This is a genomic window from Sporosarcina sp. Marseille-Q4063 (assembly GCF_018309085.1).
Classification (GTDB): domain Bacteria; phylum Bacillota; class Bacilli; order Bacillales_A; family Planococcaceae; genus Sporosarcina.
Genome location: NZ_CP070502.1, coordinates 2515666 through 2538123 on the forward strand (window position 1 = coordinate 2515666; position 22458 = coordinate 2538123).

Here is a 22458-nt window from a genome sequence, read left to right on the forward strand (position 1 = left end):
TATAAACTTGATATCCAGAGAAGCCTAAATATCCACCCCCGTTCTAGATTTAGAACGGGGGTATATATTGTAACGAGAAAAGAAGTAACTTAATCTCTTTCTCTAGCTTTCTGTGTATCCCTGACGTTTTTTTGAACTGTGATCGCAGCAAATATACTAAGAACAAAGGCCATGCCATAAAATCCTTTTTCACTTAAAATAATACTGCCTGCATTGTATAAACCAATGCCCATTAAGAATATAGCGATAATTAGTGCGAACCAGCTAATGCCGTAATAAATGTTGGTGACGGGTATACCTTCGTCTTTATCTCTGACTGCCTTTTGTAAAGATACAGATGCATAGAGTCCGAATATTAATATCGCGAAATAATACCCTTTTTCATTCAGTTCCATCGCCGTTGCATTGAATAAACCTATAAGATAAGCTGAAACTCCTATTATCAGTGCTGCCAAGGAAGCTCCTTTGAAAGCAGGAGTCGGTTCTCCGTCTTTTCTATCTATTTTCATTTTCGAGTCAATCTCTTTGTCTCTATTAAATAGACCTTCATTATCATTAGTCACCTGAATATTTCCCTCCCCTTTTAACAATCATATCCAAGTGAGTATAAATCAGCAATGCCTTTTAAAAAATTCTATATTTTCTATAAACGGTTGATTTTTATTCTAAAGGTTTTTCATCATTGAAATATGTGGAATGCCATCTTCCATAAACATGCTTGATGATGTCTGATAGCCAAGTTTTTCGTAAAAACCTTCTGCATGTGTTTGCGCATGTAACTTCACACGGGATACATCTTTTTCTTTAGCGATACCTTCTAAAGCATTTATGATTATTTTGCCGAGTCCAAATTTCCGGTAAGGCTTCAAAATACAAATTCTCTCCAATTTTCCGAAGCCGTCAACCCATCTTATCCGACCAGTTCCTGCGGGGCGGTCATTGTAATAAACCAAAATGTGTTCAGAATCCACATTAAGTTTGTCGAATTCATCAAATTCATCTTCCAATGGTACGCCTTGTTCTTCAACGAATACTTCTTTTCTGATCGTAAAGGCTAGATTTAAGTCGTTTTCTAGTTTTATTCTTTTTGTATCCAATGTAATCAGTCCTTCTATAGTTATTTTACTGGGATAGGCCAAAAAAGGATTACCATGCAGGAAGTTCTAGTTTTGTGAGCAAAACAAAAATGTGTCATCTAGAAAATTCTAGATGACACTCTTATTTTAGTGATTATTCTTATCGAAATCAATAAACCGATTGAAATTGTTAGACCAGTATAGAACAAAATGAGGTAGAGGAATTTGTGCAGAAACAAATAAAATCCTTGGTGAAAAATACATTCAAGTAAAATAGTTATAAAGATAACAACAAAATCGGCTTCCTTATTGGTTAGTCGATTTTATATATAATGAAGAAAGGGGTTTATTTTGTAAAAAAAACTTAGTGCGAATAATCATAATATGAACGCTGGCATTGATTGAAAGTAGTCGTAAAGAAAGGTATTTCGAAAATTAATAGAAATATGCACAGTTACCTTGGATTCAAGGTATTAATCTTGACTCTTCGTCACTTGCGTGGTAAAGTGATAGTAAGATCAATAATGAAGAGGAGGGGCAGAATGCATAATAACACGATTGGCTCATTAATTTGGTTACGCTTAATGCGATTTACAAACCAAAGTAACCAACTATCAAATGAATTTTTAAAACGTTTTGATTTAACAACCGCACAATTTGATGTACTAGTGCAAATTCAACTATACCAACCGCTAACACAGAGCGAATTAGCTGAAAAAGTAACGGTAACCCAAGGTGGTATTTCCCGCATGCTCGCACGGCTTGAAAAAGAAGGTTGTATTGTACGTAAGCAAGATTGGAAAACTAAAATGATTAGTCTCACCGAGAAGGCTGAAGCGGTTTTAGAAGAGGCGATGCCTGCGCAACTAGCGTTTCAAACATCATTTTTCGAAGATGTATTAACGAAAGAAGAAGAGAAGACACTATATAAGCTCATAACACGTGTTCATAAGTATAGTGAAAAAAGAGAATTACCGCATGAGTAATTTTTTTTACAAAGTCACTTGACTAGTCAAATTAAAGAGTAGGAGGAACTACAATGTATAAAATTCCAGGACATCACCATATTTCAATGCTTACGAAGGACGCAAAAGTCAATAATCATTTTTATGAAAAGTTATTAGGTTTACGTCGTGTAAAAAAGACAGTTAATCAGGATGATCCATCTATGTATCATTTATTTTACGGAGATTTAACAGGAAGTGCGGGTACCGAGCTCTCATTTTTTGAAATGCCAATGGCCGGAAGAACAGTTCGGGGAACGAATGCCATTACAAAAATTGGCTTACTCGTGCCGTCGCTTGAAAGTTTAACCTACTGGAAAAACCGTTTCGAACAGTTTGGCGTGAAACATAATGAAATTACAACGTATGCGGGTCGAGATGCAATCCCGTTTGAAGACTCAGAAGGATTACGTCTTTTTTTATTAAATAATAATGGGGAGGAAACACCAGACTTTTGGGAAGCATGGGAAGATTCTACGGTAGATTCAGCACATCGCATTTTAGGGATGGGGACTACGGAACTCACGGTGCGTTATTTAGAAAGAACAGCTAAAACATTAAAAGAACTATTTGGTTATGTAGAAGTATCCCGTTCGGAAAAGGAAGCTATTTTTCAGTCGGTTGAAGGGCAAGCATTTGGTGAAATATTAGTGCAACAGCAAGAGGGACCAAGTGAAAAGCCGGGTCGAGGAAGTATTCACCACTTAGCAATTCGTGTGAAAAATGAAGAAGAACTTCGTTACTGGGATAATATCGTAAAAGAAAATGGATTTACTTCATCGGGTGTCGTCGATCGTTATTACTTCCAAAGTTTATATTTCCGTGATTCAAACGCAATATTATTTGAAATTGCGACAGACGGACCTGGGTTTACAAGAGATTCGTCGGTTGAGGATTTAGGAAAAGCATTGGATTTACCCGCATTCTTGGAAGATAGACGTGCAGAAATTGAAGCGAAACTAGAACCAATTGACTGAGGAAAGTGCAGGGCCTGGTTTGTTGGACGTAATTCGAGCGTTCGGAGCCCGCAGTATAGTCTTAACTAAAGGAGATCATGAAGATGGAAAAATATCGTATTGATAAAAATAAAGGACTTGAATTTGGATTATATTCGCTTGGGGACCATATGCGCAATCCACATAGCGGTGAAATGATAAGCGCCGAGCAACGTATTCAGGAACTCATTGAAGCGAGTAAGTTGGCTGATGAAGCGGGACTGGATGTTTTCGGGGTCGGGGAAAGTCATCAAACGCACTTTGTGACACAAGCGCATACGGTTGTTTTAGGTGCGATTGCACAAGCAACAAAAAACATTAAAATTGCCAGTTCGGCAACTGTGTTAAGTGTATCTGATCCAGTTCGACTCTATGAAGATTTTGCGACAATTGATTTAATTTCGGGAGGTCGAGCTGAAATTATTGCAGGTCGCGGCTCCCGTGTAGGGGCATATAGTTTGCTTGGCTATGATGTCCGTGATTATGAGGAGTTATTTGAAGAAAAACTGGATCTTCTATTGAAGTTAAATGACGAAGAAAAAGTGACGTGGGAAGGTCAATATCGCGCGCCTTTGGAAAATGCGATGATTTTGCCGCAGCCGCAAAATGGCCACTTACCAATATGGCGTGCGGTAGGCGGACCACCCGCCAGTGCGATCAAAGCGGGATATGCAGGTGTACCGATGACGCTGACAACACTTGGTGGACCAGCTGTTAACTTTAAAGTTGCAGTTGATGCGTATCGTGAGGCAGCACAGCGTAGCGGTTTCGATTCAGCATCTTTACCAATTGCGACAACGAGCTTGTTTTATACAGCTGAAAATTCGCAAGACGCGCTTAGCGAATATTATCCACATGTGCATACTGGCATGCTTGCTTTACGAGGTGGCGGCTATCCAAAACAACAGTTTGCCCAAGCAACTGACCATCGGGATGCATTAATGATTGGGAGTCCGCAGCAAATTATTGAAAAAATGCTCTATCAGTATGAACTTTTCGGTCAACAAAGATTCCTAGCGCAAATTGACTTTGGCGGTGTTCCTTTTGATAAAATCATGAAAAATATTGAGTTAATTGCCACTGAAATATTACCAACAGTGAAGAAATTTACCGCTGGAAAATAGGGAGAGATTAAAAATGAAAATCGCATTGCTTGCTGGCTCCAATGTTGGGTCAAAAACAAGAACTGCAATGGATTATACACTTAAAATAGTGAATGAAAAGTATCCAGATGCAGAAATTATATTACTAGATCTTGCAGAATATGAACTAGTCTTTAGTGACGGGCGTAATTACTGGGAATATGAAGGTGACACAAAATATGTGACAGAAATCATTATGGCGGCAGATGCCATCATCATTGGAACACCAACGTTCCAAGCTTCTATCCCGGCTACTTTAAAAAACATCTTTGATTTATTGCCAGTTAATGCTTTTCGCGATAAAGTAGTGAGCGCGCTTGTCACAGCCGGAACAGCAAAGCATTATTTGATGGTAGAACAGCAGTTAAAACCTATCTTGGCTTATATGAAGGCCAAAATTGTTCAGACTTATGTGTTTATCGAAGAAAAGGATTTTCATCGAAAAGAAATAATAAATGATGATGTATTATTCCGTCTCGAGCGTTTGGTCGAAGATACAGTCGTCCTAACGGAAACATATGCGGGCATCCGTGAGGTTAAAGAAGCGGCATATGGATTTTAATAGATAAGACTACACCGCCATAAAAATGTTGTGATGTTAAATCAAGTAGTTGCGTGGTCACAAGTTTTATATGTAGTGGATAATAATGTGTCACTGAATCACAAAAAAAGTGTCATCTGGATTGTTCCAGATGACACTTTTAACTGTGTAAAGAAATTTTAAATTTCCGCGCCTGAAAATGGCTTGAAATCGTTAAACCAATACCAGTGATAATTCTTTTGCCACAGCTTCCACTTTTGACAGTCCTTCTTCAATAATTGCCTCAGCCTGATCCGGTGCTGCCGCATGACCTTCAATGATAACTTCATGCATAATCTCCATACCAAATACGCCGCCAACAACGTTTTTAATATAGTTTGCAGCCATTTCCATCGGAGCCGCTTCTGGTGAGGAATAAATTCCGCCGCGTGCGTTTAGTATAACTGCTTTTTTGTCGGTCATTAACTGGACCGCTTGTCCATTTTCATCATATTTGAATGTGAAGCCGGCTTGGTATACATAATCGATGAATGTTTGCAATTTAGCTGGAATTGTTAAGTTCCATAATGGAAATGCGAATACAACAACGTCAGCTGCTGTCAATGCATCCATTGCTTTTTGTTTTGCGGCTAGAATACGTTGTTCGATGTCTGTCATTTCTTCGCCTGATTCCAATTTACCGAAAGCATCGAATAGTTCTTGACCAAGATACGGCATATCTTCTGCAAAGACATCGAAAGTTGTTACGTTGTCGCCTTCTATAGTATTGATGAAAGTTTCATACATTTTACTTGATACAGCTTCTGTAGCTGGACGGTTATTTGCTTTTACGACTAATATGTTCATTGTTAAATCCCCTTTTGTCTTCTAAGATAAATTTATCTTGAATTCATACTATATATTTTTTGAAATAAAACATCAAACAATTAATCTCGAGTTATTTTCATGGGAAAATGGTTTTCTAATTCATCCGAATATTTGCTAATTGAGAACCTGGTAAGTACAAACGAGAATTAAAGAATGGAATGAGAAGCATTTTTCTTTATTTTTTAGAGGGGAAAGATAGAATAAAGATAAGGTTTTAGGAGCCCTGTCGACTGTAACGGCGGTAAGTTGGAGTGTTATGGTTGACAAACAACGAAGCTTATATGATAATTAGTACTTAATTAGAATTATTATCGTTTGGCGGTAGTAATTTAATTATTATTACGGTTTAGGTTTAGATTATCTAGCCTAAACTAACTGTAATAAAATATCTTTAGGAGGAATTTATTTATGTCACAAATCGGTAAAACAGTAGAAGCGTTCAAAGCTTCAGCTTACAATGCAGGTAACGGAGAGTTTATCGACGTTACTGATGAAAACATGAAAGGTCAGTGGAGCATAGTTTGCTTCTATCCAGCAGACTTTACATTCGTTTGCCCAACTGAACTTGAAGATCTTCAAAACCAATACGCAACATTAAAAGACTTAGGCGTAGAAGTGTATTCTGTTTCAACAGACACGCACTTTACACATAAAGCATGGCACGACCACTCAGACGCGATCAGCAGCATTCGTTATATTATGATCGGTGACCCTTCACAAAGAATTTCACGCAACTTCGATGTGTTGGATGAAGAAACAGGTCTTGCACAGCGCGGTACTTTCATTATTGACCCTGATGGTGTTATCCAAGCAGCGGAAATCAATGCAGACGGCATCGGACGCGACGCAAGCACGCTTGTAGGTAAAGTTAAAGCGGCTCAATATGTTCGTAACAATCCAGGCGAAGTTTGCCCAGCGAAATGGGAAGAAGGCGCAGAAACACTGAAGCCAAGCCTAGATTTAGTAGGAAAAATTTAATTTGAAATAGCGGGGATGACCCCGCTATTTTTTAAAGCCTTCGGCGGATGCCTCAGATTTTGAATTGGGCACAACCAATTCAAAATCTGGCGCAGTCTCGCCGAAATATATTTAATGAAGAATATGTTAAGGAGTATGATAATTTTGTTAGAACCAGATATAAAAGCACAATTAGCCCAATATCTTGAAATGATGGAAAATGATGTGCTGCTAAAAGTTAGCACGGGATCTGATAATGTTTCGAATGTCATGAATGGATTAATGGATGAATTATCCAGCATGTCACCTCGCATTAAAGTAGAAAAAACTGAATTAGAAAGAACACCAAGTTTTAGTATAAACCGTATCGGGGAAGATACTGGCGTCGCTTTTGCTGGTATTCCGCTCGGACATGAATTTACATCATTAGTACTTGCATTATTACAAGTAAGTGGTCGCGCTCCGAAAGTCGATCAAAAGCTGATCGACCAAGTGAAAAACCTTGAAGGTGAATACCATTTTGAATCATATATCAGCTTAAGCTGTCAAAACTGTCCTGAAGTTGTTCAGGCACTCAATGTGATGAGCGTTCTTAACCCGAACATCTCGCACACGATGATTGATGGGGCGGCATTTAAAGAAGAAGTCGAAAGCAAAAACATCATGGCAGTTCCTACAGTATTTCTAAATGGCGAGGAATTCGGCGGCGGTCGCATGACGTTGGAAGAAATCTTAGCCAAAATGGGAAGTGCGCCAGATGCTTCTGAATTTGAAAATAAAGATCCGTTCGACGTACTCGTTGTCGGCGGCGGTCCTGCAGGTGCAAGTGCGGCTATTTATGCAGCGCGTAAAGGCATCCGAACGGGGATTGTAGCCGATCGTTTCGGCGGACAGATTTTAGATACAGCGACGATTGAGAACTTTATCAGTGTGAATCGTACAGAAGGTCCTAGACTTGCAGCAAACCTTGAAGAACACGTGAAAGATTACGACGTCGATGTGATGAACTTGCAACGTGCGAAACGTTTGGAAAAGAAAGATCTCATCGAAATCGAATTGGAAAACGGTGCTGTTCTAAAGAGTAAATCCGTTATTCTTTCAACAGGTGCTCGCTGGAGAGATATTGGCGTGCCTGGCGAAGCGGAATTTAGAAATAAAGGTGTAGCCTACTGTCCGCACTGTGATGGTCCGTTGTTTGAAGGCAAAGATATTGCTGTCGTTGGCGGCGGTAACTCTGGTATCGAAGCAGCGATCGACCTTGCGGGGATTGTAAAGCATGTGACAGTGCTTGAGTTTGCATCAGAGCTGAAAGCCGATTCTGTCCTACAAGATCGTCTTAACAGCCTTCCGAACGTTACTGTTCTGAAAAATGTTCAAACGAAAGAAATTACTGGTACTGATAGCGTTAACGGCGTTACGTATATTGACCGTGAAACAAATGAAGAACACCATATCGAATTAGAAGGTATTTTTATTCAAATTGGTCTTGTACCAAATACAGATTGGTTAGGCGACTCAGTTGAACGCAATAAATTCGGCGAAATCGTTGTCGATAAGCGTGGCGAAACAAATGTCCCTGGCGTATTTGCTGCAGGAGATTGCTCCGATAGTGCGCATAAACAAATCATTATTTCAATGGGAACAGGCGCAACTGCTGCTTTGAGCGCGTTTGATTATCTTGTTCGTAACTAATGAACAAGCTAGTATAGTCAAACTAATATTGTTAAAGTAAAATAAATGATAAGCTTCTTTCTCAACGGTCTGTATCGTAGAGAAAGAAGCTTTTTTTATTTAGTTTTCAGCAAAATACATAAAGAATGTTAATATAAGTGAATCGAAAAAGGTTTGAGGTCCGTCAATAGAGTGAGAGGGTGGTGGGGGTGTGGCGAAAATTGAGGGAATTATTGCGGAACATGGTGATTATTTACTCCGGGTCGCCTATTTATACGTGAAAAATAAGTCCACTGCTGAAGACATCGTACAAGAAGTTTTCATTTCATTTTATCAAAAACAGGAGCAGTACAGAGGGGATGCCTCGCTTAGAACCTATTTGGTGAAAATGACTGTTAATCGAAGCCATGACTTTTTACGAAGCTGGACGTATAAGCGAATCAATCTTTTTGAGAGAATTACAGGGAAAAGCACAAATTATACCCCTGAACAAGCCATGGTTGAAAAGGTAGATAAGCAGGAATTAGTGGAGGCATTATTTAAACTATCCGTCAACTATCGTGAAGTACTTATACTTTATTATTTCGAGGAAATGACGACAGTGGAAATCGCAAAGTTACTGGACTGTCCGGAAGCTACAGTTAGGACTAGGTTGCAACGTGCTCGAAAGCAACTGGAAAATCGACTGATTGATTATGAATGGGAGGCATTTCGCCATGAATCAATTTAAACGGGACTTGAATCGCGAGTTACAGGTTATCTCACTGTCACAAGAGTTAAAGCAGCAAATTGCAACTAAAGCAAAAGCGGAAAAGTATAGCCAAAAGAAACGCGTCCATTGGCAATATCGATTTGTCCTCACGGCTTTTATGATTCTATCACTTAGTCTTGGTTATTTGCTCTGGCAGCAAGGGCGATCCGTGGGGAGATTACAAGGTGCGGCTCCGATAGAAATTGGAACAACTACAAATTGGTCGATGCTGAATCATGATTTTTTTAAAATAATTCTCCTTATAAGTTTTTTTATTATATTAAGACTTGTGATAAAACGACTTCTGCAAAAAAGTGGTAAAGGCTTACCTGTCTGTGTGGAATGTGGTGAAGAGTGGCATTTTCGGGAAGCTTTGAAGCAGTGCATGAAAAATAGCAACATAATATGCCCATATTGTGGTCATAAGCAGTACCGCACAAAAAAGTCATCATTAAAGGCTAATTTGCTTAACATACCCATTCCTTGCTTGATTATCATTATACAGCTATTTGATAATACCTTGTTGGGTGTTGTCGTTTATCTCTCCTGTGCAGCGTATCTTGTGTTAAGTTTAAATCCATATTTTATGGAGCTACAGGAAAAAGATCCTATCAATGAGTTTTTGGGATGACTGTAAGCTGGAAATCATGCTGAGCCATTCAGAGGTACACTCACGATTGCGCGCGCCGACTAGGTTATGACTGAACAGGATACCAGTCAACGAGCTTATTTGTCGTTAATCTGTATTATTTATCGATTGGTATAATCTTTATACTTGATATACTTTATATACCTAGTATATACTTGAATTAATCGTTGGAGGTGATCGTTATTAAAGTATGCCCTTATTTAGAATCGTGTTTTGAGATTTTAGGGAGACGTTGGAACGGGCTCATTATTCATTACTTGTCGAATTGTCCTGGGTTTACCGCTCACTTTTCTGATATGAAGCGCGATTTGAATGATATTACACCCCGGTCGCTTTCATTGAAATTGACCGAACTTGCGGAGTATGACTTGGTCGTTAAAAAAGTAACAAAAGGAACGCCAATCACAATAACGTATCATTTGTCCGAAAAAGGACAACAACTAGCTTTAGCCTTACAACCAATACAGGTATGGGCGCAACAAAATATAGAACTAGATTTTTCCAATCATAAATAAAGAAAAGAGGAATTTAAATGAAACCGAAGAATAATATGATTTGTGATTTAGAAACAGGCATCTGTGGTCCAGGTGGGGACGAAACAAATACAATGGAGTTCATCGATTTCTCAACGCCGAAAAAATCGGTGGATCTTTATTATGTGACCGATCCAATCTGTTCGCATTGCTGGGCATTAGAACCAGTTCTTCGTAAGTTTGTCGATCAATACGGGCACTATTTTAATATGCATACGCTCATGGGCGGCTTACTAGAAAATTGGGATGGCTTTGCAGACGTAAGCAATGGCATTTCCAGTCCTGCAGATGTTGCTGGTCACTGGAGAGAGGTTGGCGAACACTCGCGCATGCCAATCGACGGAACTGTTTGGTACGATAATCCGATTGAGTCGTCATTTATCCCTTCTCGCGTATATAAAGTAATTCAAGAAAAAAGTTCTGATTTAGCAAATACATTTTTACGCCGAGCACGAGAAGAACTTTTCGCTTTCAATAAAAACATTGCACAAGATGAAGTATTGATCAATATTGTTAATCAAGTTGGACTTGACGGAGAAGCAATCATTCTTCAATCAAAGCTGCCAGAAGCAAACACTTCATTACACGAAGACTTCCAACTCGTTCGTGAGTTAGGTGTTCGAGGATTCCCGACAATCGTCATGGTCAATGAAGAACAAAAAGGTGTTCGAATCGTTGGTGCACGAACTTTGGAGGACTACACGAATGCACTCCAACAATTACTGCTGGAAGAAACAGTACAACCGAAAAAGTTATCTAGTTTAGACCAATTACTTCAGCAGGAAAAGTTATTATTCTCTCGTGAAATTGAAGAGTATTTTTCAATCGAAAAAGATGCGTTAGATGCCTTTTTACAAAAAGAATTATCGCAAGATGCTTACGAAGTAAACAGCATCCTTGGTGAAAAATATATTCAGGTAAAATAATTGGTGACAAAAATCGACTTCCTCATGGATAGTCGATTTTGTTTAGAAGGGGGGTATCTTGTTGCAAAAACTAGAAGCCGGAAATCATGCACAACCATTCAGAGGTCCATTCACAATTACGCGTATCCAACCAGGCGATATTTTGGGGGATAATGCCTCAGGTACCGCATTTGGACCGTTAGCAATCGTTGATCACGCGGTTATGAAAAAGGGTCTAACGATAAAAATGCATGAACATGTAAATGATGAAATACTAAGTTATATCAGCTCAGGCGTGACGCATCATAGGGATTCAGCTGGTTTTGAAGCGCCGATTGCACGGGGGAAATTAATGATGATGAATGCTGGAAAAAGTTTTTGGCACGAAGAAAAAGTAACAGACGATGAAGTGGAAATGCTTCAAATTTTCGTGCGTCCAAGTGAAACAAATCTTCCGCCGAAAATTCAATTCCATGATAAACCAACCAACAACGAAAATTGGTATGTCATGGTGGGACCTGTTGGAAGCGAAGCGCCACTTTATGTACGGCAAAACGTTTACATATTAGATGCGCATCCTATAGCTGGCGAAGCGCTTGAGATTCCAACATACGATGGCTTTACACCATTTCTATACGTGATGAACGGAGAAATTACAATCCAAAATCTCACAATTGGTAAACAAGAAGCTGTAACAGATCTAGTCAATCCACTTCCTCCGTTAGTCGCGAATGAAGACACGACAATGGTGTTATTCTTTGTCGATTTGAATGCATCAATGTCGATGGATGGAACAATTAGTGGCTTGAAAAAATGACGAAAAACGGATTATCCTTGGCGTTTTATTTCCAATGTCTAATCCGTTTTCATATTCATTCAAAACATGAATCAACTATTGTTTTTCTGGAATCGAGTCATAAACTGGCTTAGCGCAAGACATGCTTCTACAGGAACAGAGTTATAAGCAGATGCTCGGCATCCCCCGACAGAACGGTGTCCATTTAAACCGACAAAGCCTTCCTCTTTAGCTTCTTCTAAGAATTTCTTTTCCAACGCATCGTCAGCGAGCTTGAATGTGATATTCATGAGAGAGCGGCTTTCAGGTTCCGCATGACCACGGTAGAAACCATCGCTGCCGTCGATTGCATCATAAATCAATTTAGCTTTTTCCTCATTTTGTTTCGCCAAAGCTTCTAATCCGCCTAATTCATCGATCCATGCGAGCACTTCCCCTAACATATAGATGCCGAAAGTGGGTGGTGTATGGTAGAGCGAATTGGTTTTTGCGTGCGTGTTATAGTCCAACATGGTTGGAATTTCTTGATTTGATTTTTCAAGCAAATCTTTACGAATAATAACGACTGTAACCCCTGAAGGTCCGAGGTTCTTTTGTGCACCTGCGTAAATCAAGCCGAACTTACTTACGTCGACTGGTTTAGACATAATGTCACTGGACATATCCGCAATGAGTGGAACGTTTCCTGTGTCAGGGAACTCTTTCCACTGAGTGCCGTAAATCGTGTTGTTTGAAGTGAGATGGACATAAGCGTCATCTTCATTATATTGCAGATCGTTTATCCCAGGGATTGTGCTGTGATTGCTCTCTTTTGTATTGGCAACATGATAAGGTTCACCAAATAGTTTCGCTTCATCAAATGCCTTTTCTGACCACACACCCGTCATGAGATAGCCCGCTTTTTTTCCAGGGTTTAAAAAGTTCATTGGAATCATAGAAAATTGAAGGCTAGCGCCACCTTGAAGAAAAAGTACTTCATAGTTTTCAGGAATCGAAAATAATCTTTTTAAGCGTGCAATCGCATTGTTATGTACATCATCGTATGCTTTACTGCGGTGACTAAGCTCCATGATTGACATACCTGTGCCGCGAAAATCGACAAGCTCTTGTTGGGCTTTTTCTAGAACTGGCAGCGGCAATGCTGATGGACCAGCGTTAAAGTTATAAACTGGACGAATACTTTGTTTCAAATTAACCTCACCTTTCAATCGAAATTGACTTCTCGAACTCTTGTGATTTCTGGAATGGCTTCTAATTCCTCGATGACTGTTTTGGTAGCTTTATTATCGACTTCTAAAATCATCACTGCAGAACCGCCGATTTCTTGGCGACCTACTTGCATACTGGCAATATTGACATCGTTAATGCCAAGCGTGGTTCCAACGCGACCAATCAAACCAGGTTTGTCCGTATGTGAAATTAATAATATTAGACCCTTTGGCGCGATATCTACAGGATAAGGTCCGACTTTAACGAGACGCTCTCCAATGCCTGAAACTACAGCTCCAGTCACCCAACGTTCTTCTTCCGTTGTTTTTAAGCGGATTGTAATTTTGCTAGAAGCATTTTGGTTGAAAAGCGACTTTTGAAAAACAAGTTGGATGTCGCGTTGCTGAGCCAAATGAATCGCATTTACGATATTGACTTGCTCTGCGCCCAGGTGATGAGAAAGTATTCCTTTGAGTACATATGGACTTAAAGGAGAAGTATCTAAATTCGCTAACTCACCCTCGCACTCAATTGTGATTACACGCACCGCACCGTCTGTCATTTGTGCCAGTGATTTTCCGAGATGTTCACATAATTTAAAGTAGGGTTGTAATTTATTTAATAACTCGGGTGGAACCGATGGCATATTCACTGCGTTTTTAAATGGTTCGTTGCGTAAAATATGGATGACTTGTTCGGAAACGTCGATCGCTACATTCTCTTGCGCCTCCATAGTGGATGCACCCAAGTGCGGTGTGACAATAATCTTTGGATGTGCAAAGAAAGGATGATCTGACGCTGGAGGCTCATTTTCGAATACATCGAATGCGGCTCCTGCCACAATGCCTTCATCAATCGCTTCGATAAGCGCCATTTCGTCTATGATGCCGCCGCGCGCGCAGTTAATGATGCGCATGCCTTTTTTCATCACTTCAAACTGTGGCTTGCTAATCATGTGACGCGTTTCGCTTGTAAGCGGCGTATGAACAGTCATAAAATCCGCTGTTCGCACAATTTCATCACGACTTGCCAGCTTGATGCCCAATTGTTTCGCGCGTTCTTCTGACATGAATGGGTCATAACCTAGAATCGTCATGCCAAACGCCATTGCCCGTTTAGCGACTTCGATTCCGATGCGACCTAGCCCGAATACACCGAGTGTCTTGTTGCGTAATTCAACGCCAAGAAATGATTTACGGTCCCATTCGCCGTCAATTGTTTTCGCGTAAGCTTGAGGGATATGCCGAGCCAATGCCATCATCATCGCAAAAGTATGCTCGCATGTTGTAATGGTGTTGCCGTCAGGTGCGTTAATCACAACAATTCCTTGGTTTGTTGCAGCATTTAAATCGATATTGTCAACACCGACTCCAGCACGACCGATCACTTTCAAATTGATGCCGGCTTCCATGATGCGTTCGGTTACTTTTGTTTGGGAACGGACAAGCAGTGCATCGAAGTCGCCGATGATCGAAACAAGTTCATCTTCGTTTAATCCTGTCTGCTTGATTACTTCTACATCATCAGCATTCATCAGCTGTTGAAGTCCAAAATCACTAATCGGATCCGACACTAAAACTTTAAACACAAGCATTCCTCCTCATTTATGTAAAGGGTAATAATTGCAGGTTATGACACTGTTGACCTTATCAGCGGCATAAAGTTACTTTACGTTTGGCTAGTATTCCCCAACCGTATATTCTTAACATATTAACACTTAACACTTAAGCGAGTCAATTTGAAAATAGAGAAATTAATCGTTAAATCCGAACAAAACTAAATCTAACGCCAATCCAAAGAACTGAAATAACTATATTGACGAATGATTAAACATTATTATGTATTAACGTTCGTTTTGCAAGTTGTTATTAGCAATTATGAAATTGGACCAAGCATGTACATTATTGTTTTTCGACAGATACAAAAACCCATAATTACATACCTGATAGATTTGGATAAAAATAGGCAACAAATGCAAAATGTAAACAAAGAAAAATAAGAATTGATGAAAAACCTTCCGCGTCTGATGCTGATGTGGGAGGTTTTGTAATTTAAAGGGATTACTATTCTTTTGTGGAATACTCCTATTATGGCCTTTATTAACACTATTAATTAAGCGAGGAAGATTGGATTGAAGGAAAAAAACTCAAAAAAATTGCTCGTATTTTTAATAGGTGTTTCATTGTTATAACAGCACTATGCTATTTTACGGTAGAAAGTTATTTGGAGAAAACGGGAATTGTATTATTAGGGCGTTCATCAAGGGGGTTTCATGAACCATTCCCGTCTTTTTCAATAATTTTATTATTGCTCGTATCAATAAATTTTTATTCCCGTAAAAAAGACCCTTCCAATATATTTGGCATCTCATATTTGCTCTTGATATGTCTAATAACTGGGTTTATTCTTTTACCTGTTGGATATTCGAAGTATGTAGAATTATATTCTGCATTCGGAAGTTGGATTTTTCATGTGATCCTTTGTGTCATATTCGTCGTATGGAATTTTGCAGTTGTAGGTTATAAATACTACATGAGAAAACTTACTACTTGATAAAAAGTTACCAAAATTTATTTGGTTATGGAGTTCAAATATCGTAGAGGTTATGGTGCAGGCAAACATGAGGAAAGTATTGATGCAAATAATAATAGGTATCGCACTAATCGCCTAATGTTTCTTAATGATCCTGGAAAATTCACCAACCAATACAAATCCCATTGAAAAGCTGTCTTGTCGGCTTTTCAATGGGATTCTCTTTTTCACTGAAAGGCATTACCTTAATCCAGAAGGAAAAGAAGAAACTGTTGTTCTGAGCGAGTATGTAGAAAAATCGTATCAAGGGAAAGTTATCGTAAAAATGACACAAAAAGAAGCGAAAGGCGAACTAGAATTTGAAGTTTAGGACAAGGCTAGACAGTGAACACAAATCGGTACAAACACGTGGTAAAGCGTTACAATGATTCTATCGGAAATATCTCGGTAGTATAGCGACTGGACGTGTTATTTTGGCTCATGAAGGTTACTCGATAAGGGATTCACAGTTCTGGAAAATTATAATAAGTCTTGCTGCTGGTTCACTCTTTATTTTTGCTGCGATGTATGCTGTGCAGCCATTGCTCCCTGTCTTTACAAAAGAGTTTAGGATTCCAATTTCATATGCAAGTTTGTCCTTGTCAATGTCGACGGTAGGACTGATTATTGGCCTCATTGTCCTTGGTTTTTTCTCGGATCGAAACGGGCGTGCCATTTACATTAAATTATCTTTAATCGGTTCGGTCATTCCTTTTTTATTGATGCCGCTAACCGATTCTTTTCTATTGATTATCATTTTGAGGTTTATCCAAGGATTTGCATTTGCTGGTGTTCCGGCGGCAGCCTTGGCATACATAAGTGAAGAAATTCATAAGCAATTTGTTAGTTTTGCCACTGCTCTTTATATCTCGAGTAATGCACTTGGCGGTATGCTCGGCCGGGTGATGACTGGTTACATAACGGAACATTATTCATGGGAAGTGGCGTTTTACATATTGGCTGCGACGGGAACAATTATATTTAACATCATTCTTTTCACGCTGCCCCGGTCTCGGAATTTTAAGTCGACGAATACGAATTTTAAAAAGGATATCGAAGGGTTTTTATTTCATTTGAAAAATCCCTCTTTATTGGTCGTGTTTGGACTTGGAATTGTTTTGCAACTGTCTTTCACGGGTGTTTGGACGTTTTTGCCGTTCCATTTAATGGCGCCGCCGTTTTCACTTTCACTTGAAATGATTTCCTATACATTCTTCGCTTACGGTCTTGGGGTCATTGGTTCACCGCTGGCGGGATGGCTTGCGGATAAATTAGGGCTTCGAAAAGTCAGGATTACGGGTGTAATCGTTTTGTCATTTGGTGTTTTATTAACGTTGAGTAGCTCTGTTACCATGATTGTAATTGGGCTTTGCGTCACCTGTCTCGGATTTTTCACGGCACATTCGGTGACAGCGGCTTCTGTCAGCAGGGGCGTGCAACATCATAAAGGGAGCGCGTCAAGTTTGTATCTTGTTTCCTATTATATAGGTGTTGCAGCTGGCAGTACGATGCTGAGTCCACTTTGGGAATCGGTTGGTTGGGTAGGAATTGTTTTATTCACTGCAGTTTTGCCTGTCGCTTATGTTGGATTGATTGTTGGGCGAAGCTTTAGGAAGTGATGGATTAGGTCTATTTCGTTCTGGTAAGTGGAGGTGTTTTATTGACTGTTATAGTAAAAAAATATAAATATATGTTGTTGTTAGGGCTTTGTTTCATCATCTCTCTATTTTTTGTGAACCACAATCATTCATTTTATGAACGCTCTATTGCAAAAATCATCGAAACTGAACTGGTAGAAACGAGTAACGTGGTTGACATGCATAATAACGAGGATCAGTTGTTCACCCAGCATATCGTGGCCGAGTTGAAAAATGGGGAGGAAAAAGGACAGCTTATCCATTTGGTGAATGACTATTCATCATCCGGCGCTTACGATCAAGAATACCACGTTGGGAATGAACTATTTGTTGCGATTGATACGGGTAAAGAAACGGAAATAACAGGAACGATTAGAGACGTGAAACGTGATAAATCCATTTTAATCGTGACATGGATTTTTATCTTTACTTTATTGGTCGTAGGAAGAAAACAAGGATTATTTTCGATTATCAGTTTGGCAGTGAACGCTGTCATATTGTCTTATGCACTCGATATTTATATAAAAAACGCCAATATAAGTTTGTTATGGATTTGCGGTGTATGCGTGATTTTATTTACGGTTATTTCCTTGTTGCTTGTTAACGGTAATAATGAGAAAACCTATGCGGCAATCGTTGCGACCTTGCTCGGCACATTTATTTCACTATTCATCGCCTACGTTGTTCTTTGGTTGACTGCTGAAAATGGCCTTCATTACGAGGAGATGCAGTTTCTGACGCATCCTTATCGAATGGTATTTATGGCCGGGTTGTTCATCGGTTCGTTGGGGGCCGTCATGGATGTCGCCATTACAATGTCTTCGTCTATTTTCGAGTTATATGAAAAGAATAATGATATTCCTGTCAAAGCACTCAAAAAATCAGGTTTGGATATCGGAAAAGATATTATGGGAACGATGACAAATATCTTGTTTTTTGCCTATATTAGCGGTTCGATTCCGGTTATTATTTTGTATTTGAAAAATGTCACGCCAATGTCGTTTGCGCTTTCCATCAACCTGTCATTAGAATTAGCGCGTGCCTTAGCCGGTGGAATTGGAATTGTATTGGCGATTCCAATCGGTTTGTATACGTCGATTTTTTTCGTTAATCGAAAGAAGGCGAAATTATGAATGTATTAGTGTGGTTGGCCGCGATTTTATTGATATTGATGATTCTTATTGGCGGTAAAAAGGGTGCACGGTCTTTTATTTCTTTATTCTTCAACTTTGGTGTAATCATGCTTACTATATTTTTCATGATGGACCCACATGCGAATCCGATTATTTTAACTTTGATTGCGTGTACGTTGATTAGTTGTATCAATTTGTTTTTTATAAATGAAGTGAATAGTAAAACGAAAACTGCATTTTTGGCTTCGATGATTACGATTGCAATTATGTTATTATTCATTGCCATCGTGACGAAAAAGACAATGATTCAAGGGTTCGGAGAAGAAGAAATAGACGAGCTTAGCATATTCTCGTTATATATCGGTGTCGATTTTGTTAAGATTGGCGCTTCTGTCATTATTATGAGTACAGTCGGTGCCATAACGGATGTTGCTATTTCTATTACTTCGCCTATGCGTGAAATTTTTAATCATCATCCATCAATTAGCCGTAAAGATTTATTCGCTTCTGGTATAAGTATTGGAAAGGACATCTTGGGATCGAATACGAATACGTTATTTTTCGCCTTTATTGGTGGCTATTTGGCATTGCTTTTATGGTTTAAAGATTTATCATATTCGTTTGGGGAAATCGTAAACTCCAAAGTATTTGGCGCAGAGATGATTATTATACTGTGTGCGGGTATTGGGATTGCGTTGGTCATTCCGATTGCTTCTTGGATTAATGCCTACTTTCTAGTGAGAAGAAATGACGAAACGTAATTTGATTGGCATTGCGAGAGCTGTTTTGTATGGGAATGAATGAAGCTGAATGTATTATTGTTAGGGGAGCCAAGCCGTTAAGGTTTCCCTTTTTTAATTCATAATGGAAACAGATAAATTGCATTATTAACATATAAGCGTTAATATAGGGGTACGGGGTATGGGTTCATCCTAAGGAGGGGAAATTATGGAGGAAACAAAAAAAACAACAGTCCAGCCGAATAAGCAACAGCTTTTAAACCGTTTAAAACGTGTTGAAGGGCAGGTGCGAGGCGTTCATCAAATGGTAGAGAATGACCGTTATTGTGTGGATATTTTACACCAGATTAGTGCCATACAATCGGCGATGAATAAAGTTTCTCTTGCTTTACTAGAAGACCACACCCATCATTGTGTCGTGAAAGCGATCAAAGGGCAAGACGGTGACGAGGCGATAAAAGAATTGATGAGTGTCATGAAAACAATGACTAAGTAAATCGTATCCAATATTGAACATAATAGAAAATATACTAACAATCATACAACGGGAGGTTTTAATCATGAAAGAAGTTTTAAAAGTAGAAGGTATGTCGTGTAACCATTGTGTAAAGTCAATCGAAACAAGTGTTGGTGCGCTTACAGGCGTTTCAGCGGTAAAAGTAGATCTTGCGGACAATGAAGTGCTAGTGGAATATAGCAATGAGGAAACTTTAGCTAAAGTGAAAGAAACGATTGAAGACCAAGGCTTTGACCTTGCTTAAATAAAAGGGTTTATTATAAGGGATGATTATACTTTCAGGTGTAATCTTTCTTTATGAAATAAATATACCCCCTATACGTATCGGAGGAGATACAAATGACGACGAAAGAACAAAAGTTGAAAATTAGTGGTATGACATGTTCAGCGTGTGCAAATCGAATTGAAAAAGGCCTTTCTAGAATCGAAGGGGTTGAGGAAGCGAATGTTAACTATGCTTTGGAAAGTTCTTCGATTGTTTATGATCCAACCAAAACGAATGTAAATGAGTTCAAGGAAAGAGTTGAAAGGCTTGGATTTAGCGTTGTACAAGAAAAAATGGATTTTGATATAACGGGTATGACGTGTGCTGCATGCGCGACAAGAATAGAGAAAAGAATCAATAAAATGGAAGGCGTTGCTAAGGCAAACGTAAATTTTGCGCTCGAAACGATTTCAGTTGAATATGACGACAGTCAGATTGAAACGGGCGACATGGTCAATGCGGTCAAGAAAATGGGGTATGAATTAATTCCAAAGCAAGATGGTTTGGGAAAAGTAGATCATAAGGAATTGGAAATTAAGAAGCAACATAGAAAGTTCATCTTTTCACTTATTTTGACACTTCCATTGTTATGGACGATGGTCGCGCATTTTAGTTTTTTATCGTTTATCTATATGCCGGAAATTCTCATGAATCCATGGCTGCAACTTACGCTTGCCACGCCGGTACAGTTCGTTGTAGGTGCGCAGTTTTATAAAGGGGCATTTAATGCGCTTAGAAATAAAAGTGCTAATATGGATGTTTTGGTGGCACTGGGTACGAGTGCGGCATATTTCTACAGTCTTTACTTGTCGATTGAATGGGTTAATGCCGGCAGCCTAGGCAGTCCTGAATTATATTTTGAGGCATCTGCGGTCATTATTACGCTGATTGTACTCGGGAAACTGTTTGAAGTTCGTGCCAAAGGAAAAACGAGTCAAGCGATTCAAAAGCTGCTTGGCTTGCAGGCGAAAACGGCCCGAATTCTGCAAGACGGGATTGAAAAAGAAATCCCGATTGAACAAGTGGTTGCAGGCGATGTGGTTATTGTGAAGCCGGGTGAAAAAATTCCGGTGGATGGTGAAATTCTCGATGGGCGTTCTGCAATCGATGAATCGATGATTACAGGGGAGAGTATTCCGATTGATAAAGTTGCGGGTGACGTGGTTATTGGCGCAACGATCAATAAAAACGGTTCCTTGCAAATTAAAGCGACAAAAGTTGGAAAAGATACAGCGTTAGCGCAGATTGTAAAAGTTGTTGAAGAGGCACAAGGGTCGAAGGCGGATATTCAACGTTTGGCAGACAGAATATCAGGCGTATTCGTGCCGGTTGTTGTAGTCATTGCGGTTGTGACGTTTTTCATCTGGTATTTCGCGGTTACCCCTGGTGATTTCCGCTCGGCACTAATTCCAACGATTTCGATTTTAGTCATTGCATGTCCTTGTGCACTCGGATTGGCGACGCCGACGTCGATTATGGCGGGTTCGGGGAGAGCTGCTGAAATGGGGCTGCTCTTTAAAGGCGGAGAGCATTTAGAAAACACACGCGCGGTTGATACGGTAATATTGGATAAAACAGGAACAGTGACAAAAGGTGAACCAGCTTTAACTGATATAACAGTTACGGAGGATTTTACTGAAGATGAAGTTCTGCAATTAATTGCGACTGCGGAAAATCAGTCAGAGCATCCATTGGCAAGGGCGATTGTTCGAGGGGTAGAGGAAAAAGGCTTGGCACTACTAGATGTCGCTGAATTCGAAGCTTTACCGGGTTACGGGATTCAAGCGAATGTCAGTGGTAGAGACGTGTTAGTTGGTACAAGAAAACTGATGAGAGAACGTGGAATCGAGATTTTAGATTCGGAAGTTGCGATGGAAAAACTGGAGGCCGAAGGGAAAACAGCCATGCTCATTGCGGTGGATCAGAAGCTTGCTGGTGTCGTGGCTGTTGCCGATACGGTGAAAGAGACGTCTAAAGAAGCGGTTGCTCGGATGCTGGAATTAGGTCTTGATGTGATTATGCTGACAGGTGACAACCAACGGACGGCTGAGGCGATTGCTAAACAAGTGGGTATATCTCATATCATAGCGGAAGTATTGCCGGAACAGAAAAGTGAAGAGGTTAAAAAGTTGCAGGATCAAGGTAAGAAAGTGGCCATGGTCGGTGACGGAATCAATGATGCGCCGGCACTTGCCACGGCAGATATCGGAATGGCTGTCGGAACAGGGACGGATATTGCGATTGAGGCGGCGGATATTACATTGATGCGCGGCGATTTAAACAGTGTCGCAGATGCGATCATCATGAGCCGAAAAACGATGCGCAATATTAAGCAAAACTTGTTTTTCGCATTCTTCTACAACACGGTCGGCATTCCGATTGCAGCAATCGGCTTATTGGCTCCTTGGGTTGCGGGTGCAGCGATGGCATTTAGTTCAGTGTCAGTTGTGTTGAATGCGCTGAGATTGCAGAAAGTTAAATTATAAAAGTTTTATAAAA

At 39.7% G+C, this 22458-nt stretch carries 23 protein-coding genes; 18 read left to right on the forward strand and 5 right to left on the reverse strand.

The features are described 5' to 3' along the window. Positions 1–89 precede the first annotated feature (89 nt). Together yiaA and JSQ81_RS13070 are read right to left on the reverse strand one after the other, a co-directional pair. Positions 90–509, reverse strand: coding sequence for an inner membrane protein YiaA (gene yiaA, locus JSQ81_RS13065; RefSeq protein ID WP_371812545.1), 420 nt, complete (start codon positions 507–509; stop codon positions 90–92). Positions 510–665: 156 nt separating this feature from the next. Then, positions 666–1097 carry a GNAT family N-acetyltransferase gene (locus JSQ81_RS13070; RefSeq protein ID WP_212604465.1) on the reverse strand — a complete coding sequence of 144 codons (432 nt, stop codon included), beginning with the start codon at positions 1095–1097 and terminating at the stop codon, positions 666–668. Between the two features lie 521 nt (positions 1098–1618). Here JSQ81_RS13070 and JSQ81_RS13075 point away from each other — a divergent pair. From JSQ81_RS13075 to JSQ81_RS13090, 4 genes are all read left to right on the forward strand, one after another. Further along, on the forward strand, positions 1619–2062 hold the full coding sequence (locus tag JSQ81_RS13075; RefSeq protein WP_212604466.1) for a MarR family winged helix-turn-helix transcriptional regulator: 444 nt from the start codon (positions 1619–1621) through the stop codon (positions 2060–2062). 53 nt (positions 2063–2115) lie between these two features. Continuing rightward, complete coding sequence (locus JSQ81_RS13080) at positions 2116–3057, forward strand: ring-cleaving dioxygenase (RefSeq protein WP_212604467.1); 942 nt, start codon at positions 2116–2118, stop codon at positions 3055–3057. Positions 3058–3140: 83 nt separating this feature from the next. Further along, positions 3141–4199 (forward strand): LLM class flavin-dependent oxidoreductase, encoded by a 1059-nt coding sequence (locus tag JSQ81_RS13085; RefSeq protein WP_212604468.1) that lies wholly within the window; start codon positions 3141–3143, stop codon positions 4197–4199. A 13-nt stretch (positions 4200–4212) separates the two neighbouring features. Continuing rightward, the gene (locus JSQ81_RS13090; RefSeq protein ID WP_212604469.1) at positions 4213–4779 is read left to right on the forward strand and encodes an NADPH-dependent FMN reductase; all 567 of its coding nucleotides are present in this window, start codon (positions 4213–4215) and stop codon (positions 4777–4779) included. Positions 4780–4971: 192 nt separating this feature from the next. Here the strand turns inward: JSQ81_RS13090 and JSQ81_RS13095 are convergent, their stop codons facing one another. Then, positions 4972–5604 (reverse strand): FMN-dependent NADH-azoreductase, encoded by a 633-nt coding sequence (locus tag JSQ81_RS13095; RefSeq protein WP_212604470.1) that lies wholly within the window; start codon positions 5602–5604, stop codon positions 4972–4974. Between the two features lie 429 nt (positions 5605–6033). On the opposite strand from JSQ81_RS13095, the gene ahpC reads away from it, so the two are divergent. The 7 genes from ahpC to JSQ81_RS13130 all read left to right on the forward strand — a co-directional run bounded on the left by ahpC (position 6034) and on the right by JSQ81_RS13130 (position 11908). Then, positions 6034–6603 carry an alkyl hydroperoxide reductase subunit C gene (gene ahpC / locus JSQ81_RS13100; protein WP_212604471.1) on the forward strand — a complete coding sequence of 190 codons (570 nt, stop codon included), beginning with the start codon at positions 6034–6036 and terminating at the stop codon, positions 6601–6603. 141 nt (positions 6604–6744) lie between these two features. Then, positions 6745–8274, forward strand: coding sequence for an alkyl hydroperoxide reductase subunit F (gene ahpF, locus JSQ81_RS13105; RefSeq protein ID WP_212607662.1), 1530 nt, complete (start codon positions 6745–6747; stop codon positions 8272–8274). A gap of 190 nt (positions 8275–8464) precedes the next feature. Beyond that, entirely contained in the window at positions 8465–8983 is a 519-nt protein-coding gene (locus JSQ81_RS13110; protein ID WP_212604472.1) for a sigma-70 family RNA polymerase sigma factor, read from the forward strand. After that, the gene (locus JSQ81_RS13115; RefSeq protein WP_212604473.1) at positions 8970–9635 is read left to right on the forward strand and encodes a TIGR04104 family putative zinc finger protein; all 666 of its coding nucleotides are present in this window, start codon (positions 8970–8972) and stop codon (positions 9633–9635) included. The genes JSQ81_RS13110 and JSQ81_RS13115 overlap by 14 nt, the downstream gene beginning before the upstream one ends. A gap of 200 nt (positions 9636–9835) precedes the next feature. Beyond that, complete coding sequence (locus JSQ81_RS13120) at positions 9836–10168, forward strand: winged helix-turn-helix transcriptional regulator (protein WP_212607663.1); 333 nt, start codon at positions 9836–9838, stop codon at positions 10166–10168. 17 nt (positions 10169–10185) lie between these two features. Next, on the forward strand, positions 10186–11112 hold the full coding sequence (locus JSQ81_RS13125) for a DsbA family oxidoreductase (RefSeq protein ID WP_212604474.1): 927 nt from the start codon (positions 10186–10188) through the stop codon (positions 11110–11112). Positions 11113–11173: 61 nt separating this feature from the next. After that, the gene (locus JSQ81_RS13130) at positions 11174–11908 is read left to right on the forward strand and encodes a pirin family protein (RefSeq protein ID WP_212604475.1); all 735 of its coding nucleotides are present in this window, start codon (positions 11174–11176) and stop codon (positions 11906–11908) included. Positions 11909–11979: 71 nt separating this feature from the next. On the opposite strand, the gene serC is transcribed toward JSQ81_RS13130, so the two are convergent. Both serC and serA read right to left on the reverse strand, forming a co-directional pair. After that, positions 11980–13077, reverse strand: coding sequence for a 3-phosphoserine/phosphohydroxythreonine transaminase (gene serC, locus JSQ81_RS13135; protein ID WP_212604476.1), 1098 nt, complete (start codon positions 13075–13077; stop codon positions 11980–11982). 14 nt (positions 13078–13091) lie between these two features. Then, positions 13092–14684: a phosphoglycerate dehydrogenase gene (gene serA, locus JSQ81_RS13140; RefSeq protein ID WP_212604477.1), complete on the reverse strand. Its 1593-nt coding sequence runs from the start codon at positions 14682–14684 to the stop codon at positions 13092–13094. Positions 14685–15776: 1092 nt separating this feature from the next. Between serA and JSQ81_RS13145 the strand changes: the two genes are divergently transcribed. The 7 genes from JSQ81_RS13145 to JSQ81_RS13175 all read left to right on the forward strand — a co-directional run bounded on the left by JSQ81_RS13145 (position 15777) and on the right by JSQ81_RS13175 (position 22445). Beyond that, positions 15777–15998: a hypothetical protein gene (locus tag JSQ81_RS13145; protein ID WP_212604478.1), complete on the forward strand. Its 222-nt coding sequence runs from the start codon at positions 15777–15779 to the stop codon at positions 15996–15998. Between the two features lie 103 nt (positions 15999–16101). Then, on the forward strand, positions 16102–17286 hold the full coding sequence (locus JSQ81_RS13150; RefSeq protein ID WP_212604479.1) for an MFS transporter: 1185 nt from the start codon (positions 16102–16104) through the stop codon (positions 17284–17286). Positions 17287–17357: 71 nt separating this feature from the next. After that, positions 17358–18437 (forward strand): YibE/F family protein, encoded by a 1080-nt coding sequence (locus JSQ81_RS13155; RefSeq protein ID WP_212607664.1) that lies wholly within the window; start codon positions 17358–17360, stop codon positions 18435–18437. Continuing rightward, positions 18434–19198, forward strand: coding sequence for a YibE/F family protein (locus JSQ81_RS13160; protein ID WP_212604480.1), 765 nt, complete (start codon positions 18434–18436; stop codon positions 19196–19198). Before JSQ81_RS13155 ends, JSQ81_RS13160 begins: the two co-directional genes overlap by 4 nt. Before the next feature lie 187 nt (positions 19199–19385). Further along, positions 19386–19673, forward strand: a complete 288-nt coding sequence (locus JSQ81_RS13165) for a metal-sensitive transcriptional regulator (protein ID WP_172372809.1) — start codon at positions 19386–19388, stop codon at positions 19671–19673. 64 nt (positions 19674–19737) lie between these two features. Further along, the gene (locus tag JSQ81_RS13170; protein ID WP_212604481.1) at positions 19738–19938 is read left to right on the forward strand and encodes a copper ion binding protein; all 201 of its coding nucleotides are present in this window, start codon (positions 19738–19740) and stop codon (positions 19936–19938) included. 95 nt (positions 19939–20033) lie between these two features. Next, a complete protein-coding gene (locus JSQ81_RS13175) occupies positions 20034–22445 on the forward strand; it encodes a heavy metal translocating P-type ATPase (RefSeq protein ID WP_212604482.1) in 2412 nt (803 codons plus the stop codon). The last annotated feature ends 13 nt before the right edge of the window (positions 22446–22458 follow it).

Coding starts and splice junctions, on each gene's coding strand:
- JSQ81_RS13075 (WP_212604466.1), top strand. CDS start 1,619: ATGCATAATAACACGATTGGCTCATTAATTTGGTTACGCTTAATGCGA.
- JSQ81_RS13115 (WP_212604473.1), top strand. CDS start 8,970: ATGAATCAATTTAAACGGGACTTGAATCGCGAGTTACAGGTTATCTCA.
- JSQ81_RS13085 (WP_212604468.1), top strand. CDS start 3,141: ATGGAAAAATATCGTATTGATAAAAATAAAGGACTTGAATTTGGATTA.
- JSQ81_RS13145 (WP_212604478.1), top strand. CDS start 15,777: ATGATCCTGGAAAATTCACCAACCAATACAAATCCCATTGAAAAGCTG.
- JSQ81_RS13095 (WP_212604470.1), bottom strand. CDS start 5,604: ATGAACATATTAGTCGTAAAAGCAAATAACCGTCCAGCTACAGAAGCT.
- JSQ81_RS13160 (WP_212604480.1), top strand. CDS start 18,434: ATGAATGTATTAGTGTGGTTGGCCGCGATTTTATTGATATTGATGATT.
- JSQ81_RS13165 (WP_172372809.1), top strand. CDS start 19,386: ATGGAGGAAACAAAAAAAACAACAGTCCAGCCGAATAAGCAACAGCTT.
- JSQ81_RS13090 (WP_212604469.1), top strand. CDS start 4,213: ATGAAAATCGCATTGCTTGCTGGCTCCAATGTTGGGTCAAAAACAAGA.
- JSQ81_RS13170 (WP_212604481.1), top strand. CDS start 19,738: ATGAAAGAAGTTTTAAAAGTAGAAGGTATGTCGTGTAACCATTGTGTA.
- JSQ81_RS13125 (WP_212604474.1), top strand. CDS start 10,186: ATGAAACCGAAGAATAATATGATTTGTGATTTAGAAACAGGCATCTGT.
- JSQ81_RS13080 (WP_212604467.1), top strand. CDS start 2,116: ATGTATAAAATTCCAGGACATCACCATATTTCAATGCTTACGAAGGAC.
- ahpC (WP_212604471.1), top strand. CDS start 6,034: ATGTCACAAATCGGTAAAACAGTAGAAGCGTTCAAAGCTTCAGCTTAC.
- yiaA (WP_371812545.1), bottom strand. CDS start 509: ATGAAAATAGATAGAAAAGACGGAGAACCGACTCCTGCTTTCAAAGGA.
- JSQ81_RS13175 (WP_212604482.1), top strand. CDS start 20,034: ATGACGACGAAAGAACAAAAGTTGAAAATTAGTGGTATGACATGTTCA.
- JSQ81_RS13155 (WP_212607664.1), top strand. CDS start 17,358: ATGTTGTTGTTAGGGCTTTGTTTCATCATCTCTCTATTTTTTGTGAAC.